The organism is Nonomuraea sp. NPDC050547 (assembly GCF_044457345.1).
Classification (GTDB): Bacteria; Actinomycetota; Actinomycetes; order Streptosporangiales; family Streptosporangiaceae; genus Nonomuraea.
The window spans coordinates 1-16,529 of sequence record NZ_JBITGW010000044.1 but is presented as its reverse complement, the minus strand read 5'-3'; the positions used below and the strand labels follow the sequence as shown (position 1 = coordinate 16,529).

Below are 16,529 nucleotides of genomic sequence, written 5' to 3'. Positions count from 1 at the left end.
CAACGTCAGGCCTTCTCGACCTGGGACCACTCGACCTGGTTAAGCAGGTTGATCTTGACGTTCTTGACCTTGGTGGAGTAGCCGGAGTTGTTCCGGTAGAAGTAGACCGGGATGTACGGCAGTTCCTTGTTCAGGATGTCATCGGCCTGCTGATAGAACTTCAGGCCTTCCTCCGGAGTCGCCGCCTGGTCGCCCTTGGCGAGCAGGTCGTCGAACTCCTTGCTGGTGTAGCCGCCGTAGTTCGAGCCCGTCTTGATGGCGCCGGTCCCGAAGATCGGGGTCAGGTAGTTCTCCGCGGACGGGTAGTCGATCGCCCAGCCCATACGGAACAGACCCGTGTACTTCTTCGCGTCCAGCTCGTCCAGGATGGCCTGGAACTTCTCGAACGGCTTCGGCGTCACCTCGATGCCGAGGTTGGCGCGAAGGTTGTTGGCGACGGCCTCGATCCACTCCTTGTGACCGCCGTCGGCGTTGTAGCCGAGCTCCAGCTTCGCCGGACCCTTGGCGGACGCGTAGAGCGTCTTGGCCTCGGCCGGGTTGTACGCGCAGGCCGCGCAGGCGCCCTGGCGGTAACCGTCGATGGCCGGGTTGATGAAGTCGTCGGCCGGGGCGCGGGTGCCGGAGAAGACCGTCTCGGCGATGGTCTTCCTGTCGATGGCCATCGAGATGGCCTTGCGCACGTCGGCGTTCTTGAAATCGGGGTTGTACTGCAGGGGGACGCCGATGTAGCCGATGCCGGCGTCAGGCTGGTCCTGGTAGCGCTCGCCCAGGGCGGTCTTGGCGGTGGCGATCGCGGACGGCGGCAGGGAGTCGTGGATGTCCAGGTTCTCGGCCTGCAGGTCGTTGAACGAGGTCTCCGCGCTGGTGTACAGCTTGAACTGCAGCTTGGTCCAGCCCTTGGGCTTGGGGCCCTTGTAGCCGTCGTAGACCGACATGTCGATCGTCTGGTCGGTGCCCTTCTTGTAGGGCTTGTCCAGCTTGAACAGGCCCTGGCCGATGGGCTTCTCGCCGTACTCCTGGGTCACCTTGCCGTCGGCGCCGAAGGCGGCCTTGGGCAGCGGGTAGAAGGCGGTGTAGCCGAGGAGCGTCTTGAACTGCGAGAACGGCGCGGCGAGGGTGACCTTCAGCGTCGTGTCGTCGATCGCCTCCAGACCCTTCATGCCCTTCGCGGTGACCTGCTTGCCCTCTCCGGGGTTGAGGTCGGCGAAGCCGTCGACACGGCCGAAGAAGTAACCGGCGGACTGCGCGTTGTCCTGGTTGGCGGCGTAGTTCCACGCGTCCACGTAGTTCTGCGCGATGACCGGCTCACCGTTGTGCCAGGTGTTGCCCGCCTTGAGCTTGATCGTCCAGACCTTCTGGTCATCGGAGGTGATCGACTCGGCGGCGGCCTCGACAGCCTTCTTGTTCTCGTCGTAGTTGACGAGCGGCTCGAACACGGCCGCGAGAGCCTCCGCACCCTCGGACTCGGTCGTGTTGGTCGGAACCAGGAGCTCCTGCGGCTCGCCCAGCTCCATGCGGACCGGCGTGTCGCTGCCGCCCGCGGCGGTGTTGCCGCCACCTTCCGTGGCACCGCCACCACACGCGGCAACCGCGAGGGCGAGCAGCGCGGTACCGGCGACGATCTGTGCGCCCTTAGTAACACGCATTGTGAGAACTTTCCTCCCTCTACCAGGTGGGCGTTAGCGCTGAGCTGCGTTGATCCAGAGCAGCCTGACGGGGGGTCCTTGTAATCCCCCGGGTTTGGCTGACATGGTCAAACCAGCCGACGCCCTGCCAGTCGATCGCGACTATCCCTCACTACTTGCCACCAGCGAGTCTCTGGCGCGTTGCAGTTCGGTCACACGTGCGCCTATCCAACGTCACAGACATTTCCCACAAGACGCGCAAAAAGCCACCAACCACGCGTAATAGGACACGTCAGGACGTGAACAGTTGAGTAAAAATACCCCTCCAGACGGTGTGCTGAGGCCATCTACTTGGGGCGTTGGCCGGAGAAGTGCTGTGCTGAGGGGGTACGGGAACCCAGCGGTCCGCAAAACCCGTCCAACAGACCGCGGCGAACTGCCGTGACAGGCACCCCACCGACCCGAATCCAATAGAGTCCATGCCATGAGCCAGCCGGAATCCGCGGTCGCGGACGCCCAGGCGGGCGGCCGAAGCGCGCAGGAGCCGCTGGCCAAGCTCGCCAAGAGATACGGGCTTCGCCGTGCCATCGCACGGCCGAGGTTCCACGTCTACCTGCGCCAGCTCTGGGAGCGGCGGCACTTCATGATGACGTACGCGACCTCGCGCAACGTCTCGAAGTACTCCAGCTCCGCACTCGGCCAGCTGTGGCAGGTGCTGACGCCCCTGCTCAACGCCGCGATCTACTTCGTCATGTTCGGCCTGATCCTCGGCGGCGCCAACGGGATCGAGAACTACCCGGTCTTCCTGCTGACCGGGATGTTCGTCTTCACCTTCACACAACGGTCGGTGACCGCGGGGGCCAAGTCCATCTCGGGCAACCTCTCGCTCATCCGGGCGCTTCACTTCCCGCGTGCCGCGCTGCCCCTGGCGTACACGATCCAGGAGCTGCAGCAGCTGGGCATCTCGATGGGCGTGCTGCTGCTGATCGTGGTCTGGAGCGAGCCGCCCACGCTGCTCTGGCTGCTCATCCCCGTGGTGCTGGCCCTGCAGTCGCTGTTCAACGTCGGCGCCAGCCTCGTGATGGCCCGCGTCGGCTCGAACATGCGCGACATGAACCAGCTCCTGCCCTTCATCATGCGCACCTGGCTCTACGCCTCCGGCGTCTTCTTCTCCATCCAGGACAAGGTCGTCGACGGCGCCCACCTCCCCCAGTGGGTCGCCAACGTCATGTATCTCAACCCAGCGGCCTCCTACATCGAGGTCATGCGCGACATCCTGATGCCGAAGGACCACAACCCCCCTCCGTTCGCCATGGCGGGCTGCGTATTCTGGGCGTTGTTCGCTCTCGTTTTCGGCTTCTGGTACTTCTGGCGGGCCGAGGAGAGGTACGGGCGTGGCTGAGCTGACGGAGGAGTTGTCACAGGTGAAGGGCGAGGAGCCCGGCGTCGCCGCGAGCAAGGACGTCAGGGTGTACCCCAACCCGGAGCCCACCGGTCACAAGCCTGTGGACGCCCCGACGGGCACTCCGACCGTGGTCGTCGACGACCTCCACATCGTCTACCGCGTCTACAGCGCCGCCTCCGACCACGAGAAGGGCAACGCGGTCAGCGCCCTCGTCCGCATGCTCAAGCGCCAGGGCCGGCCGCAGATGAAGGAGGTGCACGCCGTCAAGGGCGTCTCCTTCGTGGCCTACCACGGCGACGCCATCGGCATCGTGGGCCGCAACGGCTCCGGCAAGTCCACGCTCCTGCGCGCCATCGCCGGCCTCCTGCCGCCCCACGCGGGCGCCGTCTACACCGACGGCCAGCCGTCCCTGCTGGGCGTCAACGCCGCGCTGATGCGCGAGCTCACCGGTGAGCGCAACATCGTGCTCGGCTGCTACGCCATGGGCATGACCCCGGCCGAGGTCAAGGAGAAGTACCAGGAGATCGTCGACTTCTCCGGCATCGATGACTTCGTCCAGCTGCCGATGTCCACCTACTCCTCCGGCATGGGCGCCCGCCTGCGCTTCGCCATCTCCAGCGCCAAGACCCACGACGTGCTCCTCATCGACGAGGCCCTGGCCACCGGTGACCGCGAGTTCCGCAAGAAGAGCCAGGAGCGCATCAAGCAGATCCGGGAGTCCGCCGGGACCGTCTTCCTCGTCTCCCACGACCACAAGGTCATCGAGGAGACCTGCAACCGGGTCATCTGGCTCCACAAGGGCAAGATCAAGATGGACGGCGATCCCAAGGAAGTGATGACGGCCTACAACAAGGGCTGATCTCCGATAAGAAGGATGGGAGCGTACGAACCCGTCCTCCGGAGGTAGACATGTCCGCGCGGCCACCGATCCCCTACGACTTCCTGCCCGAGGTCCCCGCCCTCACCGTCGAGAGCGACGACGTACACGACGGGGAACGCCTGGCCGAGGCCCACGTGTTCGACCACTGGGGCATGACCGGTGGCAACCAGTCCCCCCACCTGCGCTGGTCCGGCGCCCCGGAAGGCACCCGTGGCTACGCCGTGACGTGCTACGACCCCGACGCCCCCACGGGCAGCGGTTTCTGGCACTGGCTCCTGTTCGACATCCCCGCCGACGTCACCGAGCTCCCGGCGGGCGCGGGCGCCGCCGACACGAAGGCGGGCGTGCACGCCCGCAACGACTTCGGCACCAAGGCGTACGGCGGCGCAGCCCCGCCCCCCGGCCACCCCCACCGCTACCTGTTCGCCGTCCACGCCCTGAGCGTGGAGTCGCTGGGCCTGGACCCGGACACCCCGGCGGCGGTCGTGGGCTTCAACATCACCGCCAACACGCTGGCTCGCGGCTATCTCGCACCTGTGTACGAAACCTGAGTGCCACCAACCCCAAATCGCTGACGCGCCCCCACATGTTCCGATAGGATTCGAACGTTAATTCGATCCCCTGAGGACACGTGATGGAATGGGGGCGCGCGATGCGAGAGCTGTCGACCGCGATAGACCACCTGGCCATCGAGGACCCTTCCGAGGTGCCCCGGGCCCAGCTGGCCGAGCAACTCATCGAACTCCACTGGCAGATGGCCCGCCTGCAGGCCCAGATCGCCCGCCGCACCGCCGTACGCGTCTTCTGACCGGGAACACCATCTCGGCGTCCCACAGGGCCACGCCACAGCCTGGCGGCCCCCGCGCCGACTCCCGGGGGCGCCGGCGGGCCGTGCGGCCCCAGGCGGGGGCTTCCCGGGCCGCGCACGGCCGCCTGGCGGCCCAGACAGCCCATAAGCGCAGGTTAGGAATGTCTTAAACGTTCCGTAAGGGGTGCCCGGCAAGCTGAAGCCAGTTGGAAGACACCCCGGAAGGACGCACGACATGCGCAAGCTCAAGCTTCAGCTCCAGATCACCGCCGACGGCTACATGGGCGGCCCGAACGGCGAGATGGACTGGATCTCCACCCCGTGGAGCGAAGACCTCGGCACCTACGTCAGCGCCATCACCGAGGGCGTCGACACGATCCTGCTGGGCCGCAAGCTCGCCGAGGGCTTCATCCCGCACTGGTCCGCCGAGCCCGAGGGCGAGGACAAGGAGTCGGCCGCCTGGATGACGGACACGCCCAAGGTCGTGATCTCCAGGACCCTCACCGACTCCCCCTGGGACAACGCGAAGGTGGAAGACGACGTGGTCGAGGCCGTCCGGCGCCTCAAGTCCGCCCAGGGCGGCGACATCATCACCTACGGCGGCGCGGAGCTGGTGGCGAGCCTGCTGGCCAACGGCCTCATCGACGAGCTCAACCTGCTGGTCGAGCCGGCCGCGATCGGCAGGGGCCTGCCGGTCTTCCCCGACCTCGGCACGCCCCAGCAGCTGCGGCTGGTGTCGGCCACGCCGTTCGTGTGCGGCATCACCGCCCTGCGCTACGAGCCGAAGCCCGTGTGAGCGGCGACGGGCGTACCAGGACAAAAAGGAGCCCCCAGACGGCCCGTCACCACCGGGTCACGGGCTGGGGGCTCGGTTTGAACCGCTCAGGCGGACAGCCTGGCGGTGGCGACGCCGGTCTCGAAAGGGAACCTGTCGGCGAAGGCCGGGCGCAGGTCCGTCAGCCAGACGGCCTGCGGGTCGTACTGAGCGAAGAACGGCCGGCCGACGAGCGAAGGGTCGCGTGCCTGGATGAGGTGAAGCACGAAGACCTTCTGGCCGGCGATCTCGGTGACGCCGTCCACACACACCTTGCCGGGCGTGGCCGACATCGAAGGCCCGCGCACCGTGCGGCAGAGCCCGGAGACGGAGGCGTAGGCCTCACGGAAGACCTCGTACGCGTCGGCCAGCGGAACCGCGAAGTAGTCCTGTGGTCCCGTGTCGCGCTCGACGAACATGTAGTACGGGATCATCCCCATACGCAGCTGCCGCTTCCACATGCCTGACCAGATGGCCGGATCGTCGTTGATCGACCGGATCAGCGGAGCCTGCGTCCTGATGGTCGCCCCCGTGCCGAGGATCCGCTCCACTGCGGATTCCACCAGCGGCGAGTCCAGCTCTCGCAGGTGCGAGAAGTGGGCCATGAAGGAGAGGTTCTTCCCGGCCGCGACGACCTGCTCGAACAGGCGGAGCGTGTCGTCGGCGTCCGGGTCGGTGGTGAATCGCTGCGGCCAGTAGGCCAGCGACTTGGTGCCGATTCTGATGGATTCGAGCTGCTCGACCTCCAGCAGCGGCTCGACGTAGCGCTTGAGCACCGACTCACCCATGATCATGGGGTCGCCGCCGGTGAGCAGGACGCTGGTGATCTCGGGATGCTGGCGCACGTACGCCACCAGCTGGTCGATGTCGTCGGAGGCGAACTTGAGGTCCGCGTCGCCGACGAACTGGGCCCAGCGGAAGCAGTACGTGCAGTACGCGTGACAGGTCTGCCCCTGTTTGGGGAAGAAGAGCACGGTCTCCGGGTACTTGTGTTGCATGCCGGGCACCGGTTCCCTGCCGATGCGCGGGACGTTGAGTTCCATCTGCCCCGCGGGATGCGGGTTGAGCTGCGCGCGTACCTTGTTGGCTTCCGCGTTCAGCTCGGCGGTCGGCGCGTCGGCCTTGAGAAGGTCGGCGAGCCTGGCCACGTCGGCCGCCGGCAGCATGTCTGCCAGCGGGAAGACGAGGCGGTATATCGGGTCGTCGGGCGCTGCCGACCAATCTATGAGTTCATCCACGACGTAGGCGTTGGTCCGAAAGGGCAGCACCGTCGCGACGGCGCGCACCTTCAGACGTTCCTCCTCGCTGAGCCCCGCACGCAGCAACAGCTCGTCGAGGTGCTTGGACGTGTACGCCCGGAAGCGTCGCGTTCCTGCCTGGTTCAAGATCACTAGGCCTTTCCCATCTTTTTTGTTCGATCGGATGTAAACCTCTCGACCCAGTCGTGCGTCTAGGGTTCTTATACCCGGACGCGTGCGAAGCCACTTCTGGTTCCGCTGGGACCCAAGATTCTCCTGAGGACTGCCTATCGCGACATATCGCGAGAGGGCATACACTGCAGTTTGTGACCGACGATCCCGTCCTGCGTGCCTCAGATGCCGACCGCGATCGAGTCGCCGCGGTGCTGAGCGAGGCCCTGGCCACTGGACGACTCACCACAGTCGAGCACGCGGACCGGCTGGATGTCACATATTCCGCCAAAACGGTCGGCGAACTCCTCCCCCTGACCCGCGACCTGCCCGACGTCACCGGCGCCTCCACTCCCGTCGTGGTCGAGCGTCAGAACATCAACTCCACCTTCAGCAAGATCATCAGAAGGGGACGCTGGGTCGCCTCCCGCCACACCCGGCTGAACGCGCACTTCGGCGCGATGATCGTGGACCTGTCCGACGCCGTCCTGCCCGGCCGCGAGATCACGCTGCAGATCGCCGCCCGGTTCAGCAAGGTCATCGTCCGGGTGCCCGACAACGCCAGGGTGGTCGACGAGGGCGGCTCGGCGTTCGGCAAGCGCAACGTCTCCGGCGGTGTCGAGGGCGACGGGCCCCTCATCCGGGTGACAGGCACGTCCGCGTTTTCCAAGGTCATCGTGACGCGCGGGGTCTCAGACTGGAACCTGGCGTAACGGCTGCCGCCCCACCTGCCTACGATGCGTGTGGGGTGAGAGTTGTCCGACATTAAGCCGATCGCACTGGACGCCATGGGCGGCGACCACGCGCCGCACGAGATCATCGGCGGCGCGGTCCACGCCGTGCGCGAACGCGGCCTCTCCGTCGTGCTCGTCGGCCCGCCCCGCGTGCTCTACGAGAGCCTCGCCGACCACGGCGCCACCAAGGAGATCCCGATCGTGCGGGCCGAGGAAGCCCTCGCGATGGACGAGGGCGCGCTGGCGAGCCTGCGCCGCCCCCGCTCCAGCATCGCGATCGCCTGCCACCTGGTACGGCAGGGCAACGCCGGCGCGGTCGTGTCAGCCGGATCGACGGCCGGAATCGTGGCCACCGGCCGCCTGCGGCTCAAGGGCCAGCAGGGCGTGCTGCGCCCGGCCATCGCCGTGGCCCTGCCCACCCGCCCCAACCCCGCCCTCCTCCTGGACGCCGGCGCGAACGCCGAGGTCAAACCGGAGATGCTGGTCCAGTTCGCACACCTGGGCGCCGCCTACGCCGAAACCGCCTACGGCATCGGCAAACCCCGCGTCGCCCTGCTCACCATCGGCAGCGAGGCGGAGAAGGGCAACAAACTGGTCCGCCGCGCCCACGAACTCCTCCTCGCCTCCCCCTCCCTCCACTTCGTCGGCAACGTCGAGGGCTACGACCTGCTCACCGGCGCCGCCGACGTGATCGTCACCGACGGCTTCACCGGCAACGTGGCGCTCAAGACGATGGAGGGCTCGGTCCGCTACGCCTTCGGCGAGCTCAGGGAGGCCATCGGCGACAGCCGCATGGCCAAGCTCGGCGCCATCCTGCAACGCTCCACGCTGCGCGAACTGAACCGCCGCCTCGACGCCGAGGCCTACGGCGGCGCCGTGCTCCTCGGCCTGAACGGCACCGTCGTCATCGCGCACGGATCGTCGAAGGCGCCCAGCGTCAGCGCCGCCTGCCAGCTCGCCGCCGACCTGGCCCAGGGCGGCATCGTCACCCGCGTCGGCGAGCGCGTCGCCGCCACCCACCGCACCCATCGTCTGTGGTGACCCCGTAGTGTTTTGCCCGGTGATCCACAACATCGGGGGGTTGTGTGGACGGGCTGACTTCCGCTCAGGTGGCCGTCGCGCCACGTAACGACGCACCGCGGCGCTCCAGCCGCTCGCTGTGGGCCATCATCAGGGCCAATGTGTTCACGCTGTTCAACCTGGTGATCGCGATCCTCTGGGCGCTGATCATGATCTTCGGCGAGTGGCAGAACGGCCTGTTCGGCCTGGTCATCGTCTTCAACGCGCTCATCGGCATCGTCCAGGAGCTACGCGCCAAGTCCACCCTCGACAAGCTGGCCGTGGTCAACGAGGCGCCCGTCCGCGTCCGCCGCGACGGCAGGGACCAGGAGATCGAGCCGCGCGCGGTCGTCCGGGGCGACCTCATCCTGATCGGCCCCGGCGACCGGCTGCTGGTCGACGGCGAGGTCGTGGCCTCCGACGGGATGGAGATCGACGAGTCGCTGCTCACCGGCGAGGCGGACGCCGTACACAAGCAGCCGGGCGACGAGGTGCTGTCCGGCAGCTTCGCGGTCGCGGGCAGCGGCGCGTTCGTCGCCACCAAGGTCGGCGCCGAGGCCTACGCCGCCAAGCTCACCGAGGAGGCCAGCAAGTTCGGCCTGGCCCACTCCGAACTGCGCGACGGCATCACCAAGTTCATCAGGTACGTCACCTACCTGGTCATCCCCATCGGCGCGCTGCTGATCTGGAGCCAGGTACGCAACGAGGCCGACTTCGGCACCGCCATCACCGGCGCGGTCGCCGGCATCGTCACCATGATCCCCGAGGGCCTGGTCCTGATGACCTCGATCGCCTTCGCCGTCGGCGTGGTACGGCTCGGCCAGCGCAACACCCTGGTCCAGGAACTGCCCGCCATCGAGGGCCTGGCCCGCGTGGACGTGCTCTGCGTCGACAAGACCGGCACCCTCACCGCCGGCGGCATGGACCTCGACGAGGTGCTCCCGCTGCGCGGCGGCGAACCGGTCGACGACGCCCTCGCCGCCCTGGCCAACGTCGACCCGCGGCCCAACCCGACCGCGCAGGCCATCAAGGAGCGCTTCCCGTCCATGCCGTCGGGATGGGCGGCCACCGAGGCGGTGCCGTTCTCCTCGGCCAGGAAGTGGAGCGGGGCCGACTTCGCCGAGCACGGCCCGTGGGTGCTCGGAGCTCCGGACATCCTTCTCGAACCGGGTAGCGAGGGCTTCGAGGGGGCCGCCGAACTGGCCGCGACCGGGGCGAGGGTTCTGGCGCTGTGCCGTACCTCGTCGCTGGACGGCGAGGGCACGGCGGAGCCCGTCGCGCTCATCACGCTCAAGCAGCGCATCCGGCCCGACGCCAAGGAGACGCTGGCCTACTTCGCCCGGCAGAACGTCACCGTCAAGGTCATCTCCGGCGACAACCCCGAGGCCGTCTCCGCCATCGCCGTCGGGCTCGACATCCCCGGCGGCGAGCGCGCCGTGGACGCCCGCACGCTCCCCGAGAACGACCCGGAAAAGCTCGCCGACATCCTGGAGAAGAACACCGTCTTCGGGCGGGTCACACCGGTGCAGAAGCGGCAGTTCGTCGGGGCACTGCAGTCGCGCGGTCACACGGTCGCGATGACCGGCGACGGCGTCAACGACGTGCTCGCGCTCAAGGACGCCGACCTCGGCATCGCCATGGGCGCGGGCAGCCCGGCCACCAAAGCGGTGGCGCAGGTGGTGCTGCTGGACAACCGGTTCGCGACGCTGCCGCACGTCGTGGCCGAGGGGCGGCGGGTGCTGGCCAACATCGAGCGGGTCTCGAACCTGTTCCTCACCAAGACCTTCTACGCCATCGTGCTGTCGCTGCTGGTGGGGGTGCTCGGGCTGATGTTCCCGTTCGAGCCGCGGCACTCGACGCTGGTCAACGCGCTGACCATCGGCATTCCGGCGTTCTTCCTGGCGCTGGCGCCCAGCGACGAGCGGTCCCGGCCCGGGTTCGTGCCACGGGTGCTGCGCTTCGCCGTACCGGCTGGGGTGATCTGCGCGGCGGCGGTGTTCTTCTCGTTCTGGGCGGCGCACTCCGGGACGTCCACGCTCATCCAGGACCGCACCACCGCGGTCATCACGCTCTTCCTCACGACCTGGTGGGTGCTGGTCCTGGTGGCGCGGCCGCTGCTGTGGTGGAAGATCGTGCTGATCGCGGCCATGGCCGTGCTGTTCGCCGTGTCCTTCGCCGTACCGCTGACCAGGTGGTTCTTCGCGCTCGCGCCCTCCGACGTGAGCAACGATCTGCTCGCGCTCGGAGTGTCCGCGGTGGCCGCCGTCGCCATCAGTATCGCGGTCAAGGTCACCGGTACCCTTAAGGCATGACCGACCCGCAGCTAGTGCTCACCGAGCGCGTCCAGCAGGCGCTGGCCAACGCGTTCGGCGCCGAGTACGCCGACGCAGACCCGCTGATCCGGCCCTCCCAGTTCGCCGACTTCCAGGCGAACGTCGCGATGAGCCTGGGCAAGCGACTGCGACGGGCGCCGCGGGAGGTCGCCGAGGCCATCAGCGCGCAGATGTCGGACTTCCCCGGCACGGTGGAGGTGTCCGGTCCCGGCTTCCTGAACATCACGCTCGACTCCTCCTGGATCGCCGGCGAGGCCGGGCGCATGCTCGCCGACCCCCGCGCGGGCGTCGGCCAGAGCACGCCGCCGCAGCGCATCGTGATCGACTACTCCGCGCCCAACGCGGCCAAGGAGATGCACGTCGGCCACCTGCGCACCACCATCGTGGGCGACGCCATGGCCCGCACGCTGGAGCACCTCGGCCACACCGTCATCCGGCAGAACCACCTGGGCGACTGGGGCACGCCGTTCGGCATGCTCATCGAGCATCTGCTGGACATCGGCGAGGACGCCGCCGTCGCGCAGCTCGAAGCCGGCGCCAGCACCGAGTACTACCAGGCGGCGCGCGCCAAGTTCGAGGGCGACGAGACGTTCAAGACCCGCTCGCGCGTCCGGGTGACCACGCTGCAGTCCGGCGACCCCGAGACCATGCGGCTCTGGCACGTCTTCATGGAAGCGACCATCCGCTACTTCAACAAGCTCTACGACATGCTCGGCGTCACGCTCACCGACGCCGACATCGCCGGCGAGAGCATGTACAACCCCATGCTCGAAAAGACCTGTGACGACCTGCAGGCGATGGGCGTCGCGGTCATCAGCGAGGGCGCGCTCTGCCTGTTCCCGCCCGGCTTCACCGGTTCCGACGACAAGCCGCTGCCGCTCATCATCAGGAAGAGCGACGGCGGCTACGGCTACGCCTCCACCGACATGGCCGCCATCCGCTACCGGGTCGACGACCTCAAGGCCGACCGGATCCTCTACGTCGTCGGCGCCGACCAAGCCCTCCACTTCCGGATGGTGTTCGCCGCCGCGGAGCAGGCCGGCTGGCTGCCCGACACCGTCTCCGCCGAACACATCCAGATCGGGATGATGCTCGGCAAGGACGGCAAGCGGTTCAAGACCCGTTCCGGCGCGTCGGTCAAGCTGATGGACCTGCTGCACGAAGCGGTGGACCGGGCGACGGCCGCCATCGACGACCGCGGCTACGACGAGACCACCAAGGCCGAGATCGCCCAGGGCGTCGGCATGGGCGCGGTGAAGTACGCCGACCTGTCGGTCAGCCACGACAGCGAGTACGTCTTCGACTTCGACCGCATGCTGGGCTTCACCGGCAACACCGGCCCGTACATGCAGTACGCCACCGCCCGGATCCGGTCGATCTTCCGCAGGGGCGAAATCGAGGCCGCCGCGGTGACCGGTCCGATCCTGCTGGGCGAGGAGGCCGAGCGCGCGCTGGCCCTTCACCTGCTGTCGTTCGGCAGCGTCGTCGAGCAGGTGGGCAGCCTGATCGAGCCCCATCGCCTGTGCGCGTACCTCTTCGAGATCGCGAGCCTGTTCAGCACCTTCTACGAGCAGTGCCCGGTTCTCAAGGAAGGCGTCGACGCCGAGACCCGCGCGTCCAGGCTGGCCCTGTGCGCGCTGACCCTGCGCGTCATCGAAACCGGACTCGACCTCCTGGGCGTCCCGGTACCCGACCGTATGTAAGACATGTCGTGCTAACGTGCACGTCTGCTTCGCCCAGGTCTGGAGGGGTTCTCACTCTCTTCGGACGCCGCGGTGGGCGCGCCTCCCTCTGGTTGGCGCGCCCCCCGGCTAGGCTTTACGCGGTCATGAATGTGAGGCCGATATTTGGGGGAGTTTCCGCCTTGAGCACGGATCTGACCGCAAGCCCCCCAGCTGCGACTGAGCTTCACCGCTACGCTGAGGCCCTGCTGGCGCACCTGGCCGCCAACGGCTCCGCGCCGCCCCAGACACACGAACTCCACGACGTGCCCGGCTACTGGCTGCCGCCCGCCGTGGAAGCACTCGTCACCATCCTGTCCGGCGACGATCCGATCGAACCCCTGACCAGAGCCGCCGGCCGCGACCAGCAGAAGACCGCGCTGTTCCTCTGCCTCGCGCTCGCCGTCGCCGGCCACGGCGGCCGCATCCACGCCTCCTGGCTCGGCACCGCCTTTGGCGAGCTGTCCACCGAGCGGCCCGTCACGCATGGGCAGCGTGGATTGTGGCTGGCCGCCGCCCGTGGCGCGTACGGCCCGGCCGGCAAGATCTTCGTGCTCCGGAAGCTGGATGCGCTGGCCGTACAGGAAGAAGCCGACCCGCGCGCCTGGGTGCAGGCGCTCGCGCCCGGCGAGCCGTCGGTGGTCGTGCCCGAGTCGCTCGTGGACTTTCCGGAAATGGCGGAGATCCCGGAACTGGCCCGCCCCGCGCAGGCCGCCGCCCGCCTCGCCCGGCTACGCGCTCGCTGCGCCGAGATCACCTCGGCCAAACAGGCCGACCAGGAGGCCTCCACCCCGCTCACGAACAGCGCCGGCAGCCCCGCCACCACCTGGGCGGAGGACGAGCCGATCGCGGTGCTGCGCTCGCTGATCGGCCTCGGCGGCCCCGAGGGCCCCATGGGATCGCTGACCGCGCATCTGCTGGACGACCTGCGTCCCGGCGCCGATCCGCACCTCGCGGCGATCGCCCTGCACGTGGCCGCGCCGATCCTGCGCGAGTTCGCCGACGAACTGGAGTCCGACACCCAGCTGGTGCCGCCCGCGACCGTCACCGTGTCGCTCCTGGGGCACCGCATCGTGCTCCACCCGGAAGGACCGGACCAGGAATCGTTCGAACAGGCGGAACAAGAGATCGTGGCGACGGGCGTCATCCCGCGCCGGCCGCCGATCGCGGCGTACGCGCTGCTCGCCCTCGGCGTGGCCGCCGTGGTCGCCTTCGTGGTTCATGGCCTGTTCGCAGTGCTGGGCGTGGCCATGCTCGGCCTGGGAGGCTGGCTTCTTCGCCAACGCCACCAGGCCAACGAAGCGGACAGTCGCTACGTCACCGCTCAACTCAGCGAGCTTCGCGAACTCGCCGACGGCGCGGTGTGGGCTCTCCACTCCTACGCCCGCGAGGCCGAAGCCCGCGCCAAACAGGCAGCGGAGGACTCAACCGATGTCAACCGGTTGATCCGCCGCGGCCCTCGCGCCGCCTAGCTAGGTGGTCTCGATCTCCACGTGCGCCGGCGCGAGCAGGAAGACACGGTCGGCGATGCGCTCGATCCGCCCTTCACACCCATAGGCAAGTCCCGCGGCGAAGTCGACCATCCGGGTCGCCTCGGGCATCGGCATGCCGGTGACGTCCATGATGACCGTCTGCCCCTCGCGGAAGTGCTGACCGATCATCGGCGCGTCGTTGTACTTCAACGGCTGCACCATCACAATGCGTGACGACTCAGAGGTGGACCTCCACCGCTTCGCCGCCCTCTCGGACGCCGGCATGTACTCGTCTTCGTACTGCTCTTCTTCGTAGGCCTCGTCGTAAGGATCGACGCCGCCCAGGCCAAGGTAGCTCACCACCTTGCGCACTGCCCCCATCGGTATGTCCTTTCCTCAGGAACTCACCGTAATCGGCACGTCCCCACACATTGGACGGTAACCGACGACTCCTCGTTCGCCATGCGACACGCCCAGCACTTATTCCATTTTGTACGGCTAGCACCCTGGTTGCAGCTGGATTACAAGCGGCCTATAGCATCCAAACCATGCGTGTCTACACCGTGGACGCCTTCACCGATGTGGCGTTCAGGGGTAATCCAGCGGCGGTCTGCCTCTTGGAGTCCTCCGCGCCCGCGGCCTGGATGCAGGCGGTAGCGGCCGAGATCGGCCTGTCGGAGACGGCATTCCTGCTGGACAATTCACTGCGCTGGTTCACCCCCGCTGTCGAGGTCTCCCTCTGCGGGCACGCCACCCTCGCCACGGCCCACGTCCTGTTTTCGACCGGCGCCGCGAGCGGCCAACTCAAATTCGAGACCGCCAGCGGAATCCTGTCTGTGAATCGCACCACAGATGGCATGATCACAATGGACTTTCCCGCCAAGGAAGTGACGCCCGCCACTCCTCCTGACGGCCTGGCAAAAGCGCTCGGCGTCGTCCCGGTGCAGGTCAGCACCGCAAAAGACGATCTGTTGGTGGAGCTCGAATCCGAAGAACAAGTCCGCACCCTATCCCCGGACATCACCGCCTTGTCACACCTGGCGGCACGTGCGGTAATCGTCACGGCCCGCGGCGTTTCCACGGACTTCGTATCCCGTTTCTTCGCTCCGAAGGGCGGCGTCCCCGAAGACCCGGTATCCGGGTCCGCCCACTGCGCCCTGGCCCCCTACTGGGCTCCGCGGCTGTCCCGCACCACGATGACCGCCGCCCAGCTATCCCAACGAGGCGGCCTCATCCACGTCACCCTCCGCAGCCCCCGAGTAGACCTGGCCGGCCACGCCATCACCATCACCTCCGGCCACCTCCACGTCTAACGCCCGAGCTACCCCACTGCCGCACCGCTCATCCAAACTGCCGCACCGCTTATCCAAACCCGAGCCAGCCCACTGCCGCACCGCTCATCCAAACCAAGGCATCCCGCTGCCGCACACTGCCCCACAACTACACACCTCCCCGCGGCTACACACTCACCCGCCCAAACCCCAGTCCACCACCGCCCTGCTGTTGCACACATCCGCACCGCTCACGCTCTTCGGCCACTTGCCGCACCGCCCTCTGAACAAGCGGCGGGATTCAGACACTCGAGACGCACGGGTACCGGCAAATCTGGGCCACCGCGTACGCGCTGCATCGAACACGCCCGCCCGACACGCCGCCCGAGCTCTCCTAGAAGCGGCGCTAGCCAAGCGGCGAGACGAACTCAAGCGCCGTGCGCGTTGCGCCGTGCGCGCCCGCGGGGGTGTTCGTCGCACCGGCGCCGGACAAGCGCCGGACAAGCGTCGGGGAGGTGGCGGGGGATGGGTGGGCGTCGAGGGTGGGGCATCGAGGGGTGGGTGGGCGTCGAGGCGAGGTGGGGAGGGCGGCGATGTGGGTGGGGAGGGCGAGGTGGGGCCGGCGGGCGCTCGCCGGGGCGGTGCGGCCACCTCGTCCGGGGCAAGGTGGCCGCCGGGGTGGCCAGGCCCGGCTGGCGGGTTGGCGTGTGGAGGCGCACGAGGGGGGTCGTGTGGTGGAGGCGCACGAGGGGGGATGGAGACGCAGACGGGGGTGGAGGGTGCAGGCGGGGGCGGTGGCGCGCACGGGGTGGTGTGGTGGAGGCGCAGGCGGGGGTGGAAGGTGCAGGCGGGGGTGGTGTGGTGGGAGGCGCGCACGAAGGTCGTGTTGCGTGTTGCGTGGTGGGTGGTGAACGCGAAAAAGGGGCCCAACCCTAAGGTTGGACCCCTTCATCTCGCATACGTGTTTGTGCGGCGGTGACCTACTCTCCCACACCCTC

The 16,529-nt window shown here is 68.0% G+C and carries 14 protein-coding genes; 11 read left to right on the top strand and 3 right to left on the bottom strand.

Features of this window, described 5'->3' with window-relative positions:
* Positions 1-5: 5 nt before the first annotated feature.
* Complete coding sequence (locus tag ACIBHY_RS54450) at positions 6-1,646, bottom strand: ABC transporter substrate-binding protein (RefSeq protein WP_397259449.1); 1,641 nt, start codon at positions 1,644-1,646, stop codon at positions 6-8.
* 463 nt (positions 1,647-2,109) lie between these two features.
* Between ACIBHY_RS54450 and ACIBHY_RS54445 the strand changes: the two genes are divergently transcribed.
* The 5 genes from ACIBHY_RS54445 to ACIBHY_RS54425 all read left to right on the top strand — a co-directional run bounded on the left by ACIBHY_RS54445 (position 2,110) and on the right by ACIBHY_RS54425 (position 5,514).
* Complete coding sequence (locus ACIBHY_RS54445) at positions 2,110-3,027, top strand: ABC transporter permease (RefSeq protein ID WP_397259451.1); 918 nt, start codon at positions 2,110-2,112, stop codon at positions 3,025-3,027.
* Positions 3,020-3,889 carry an ABC transporter ATP-binding protein gene (locus tag ACIBHY_RS54440; RefSeq protein ID WP_397259453.1) on the top strand — a complete coding sequence of 290 codons (870 nt, stop codon included), beginning with the start codon at positions 3,020-3,022 and terminating at the stop codon, positions 3,887-3,889. The genes ACIBHY_RS54445 and ACIBHY_RS54440 overlap by 8 nt, the downstream gene beginning before the upstream one ends.
* Positions 3,890-3,939: 50 nt before the next feature.
* A complete protein-coding gene (locus ACIBHY_RS54435; RefSeq protein ID WP_397311061.1) occupies positions 3,940-4,461 on the top strand; it encodes a YbhB/YbcL family Raf kinase inhibitor-like protein in 522 nt (173 codons plus the stop codon).
* A gap of 101 nt (positions 4,462-4,562) precedes the next feature.
* Positions 4,563-4,718, top strand: coding sequence for a hypothetical protein (locus ACIBHY_RS54430; RefSeq protein ID WP_379626114.1), 156 nt, complete (start codon positions 4,563-4,565; stop codon positions 4,716-4,718).
* A gap of 235 nt (positions 4,719-4,953) precedes the next feature.
* Positions 4,954-5,514, top strand: a complete 561-nt coding sequence (locus ACIBHY_RS54425) for a dihydrofolate reductase family protein (protein ID WP_397311060.1) — start codon at positions 4,954-4,956, stop codon at positions 5,512-5,514.
* An 86-nt stretch (positions 5,515-5,600) separates the two neighbouring features.
* On the opposite strand, the gene ACIBHY_RS54420 is transcribed toward ACIBHY_RS54425, so the two are convergent.
* The gene (locus tag ACIBHY_RS54420; protein ID WP_397259459.1) at positions 5,601-6,923 is read right to left on the bottom strand and encodes a KamA family radical SAM protein; all 1,323 of its coding nucleotides are present in this window, start codon (positions 6,921-6,923) and stop codon (positions 5,601-5,603) included.
* A gap of 173 nt (positions 6,924-7,096) precedes the next feature.
* On the opposite strand from ACIBHY_RS54420, the gene ACIBHY_RS54415 reads away from it, so the two are divergent.
* From ACIBHY_RS54415 to ACIBHY_RS54395, 5 genes are all read left to right on the top strand, one after another.
* Entirely contained in the window at positions 7,097-7,654 is a 558-nt protein-coding gene (locus tag ACIBHY_RS54415; RefSeq protein ID WP_397259461.1) for a DUF1707 domain-containing protein, read from the top strand.
* Positions 7,655-7,696: 42 nt separating this feature from the next.
* Entirely contained in the window at positions 7,697-8,716 is a 1,020-nt protein-coding gene (gene plsX, locus ACIBHY_RS54410) for a phosphate acyltransferase PlsX (RefSeq protein WP_397259463.1), read from the top strand.
* A gap of 44 nt (positions 8,717-8,760) precedes the next feature.
* On the top strand, positions 8,761-11,046 hold the full coding sequence (locus ACIBHY_RS54405) for an HAD-IC family P-type ATPase (RefSeq protein WP_397311059.1): 2,286 nt from the start codon (positions 8,761-8,763) through the stop codon (positions 11,044-11,046).
* Positions 11,043-12,770 (top strand): arginine--tRNA ligase, encoded by a 1,728-nt coding sequence (argS, locus tag ACIBHY_RS54400; RefSeq protein WP_397311058.1) that lies wholly within the window; start codon positions 11,043-11,045, stop codon positions 12,768-12,770. Before ACIBHY_RS54405 ends, argS begins: the two co-directional genes overlap by 4 nt.
* 161 nt (positions 12,771-12,931) lie before the next feature.
* Entirely contained in the window at positions 12,932-14,260 is a 1,329-nt protein-coding gene (locus ACIBHY_RS54395; RefSeq protein ID WP_397311057.1) for a hypothetical protein, read from the top strand.
* On the opposite strand, the gene ACIBHY_RS54390 is transcribed toward ACIBHY_RS54395, so the two are convergent.
* On the bottom strand, positions 14,261-14,641 hold the full coding sequence (locus tag ACIBHY_RS54390) for a cell division protein SepF (protein ID WP_184976456.1): 381 nt from the start codon (positions 14,639-14,641) through the stop codon (positions 14,261-14,263).
* 167 nt (positions 14,642-14,808) lie between these two features.
* Here ACIBHY_RS54390 and ACIBHY_RS54385 point away from each other — a divergent pair, with 167 nt between their 5' ends.
* A complete protein-coding gene (locus ACIBHY_RS54385) occupies positions 14,809-15,573 on the top strand; it encodes a PhzF family phenazine biosynthesis protein (protein ID WP_397311056.1) in 765 nt (254 codons plus the stop codon).
* Positions 15,574-16,529: the final 956 nt, after the last annotated feature.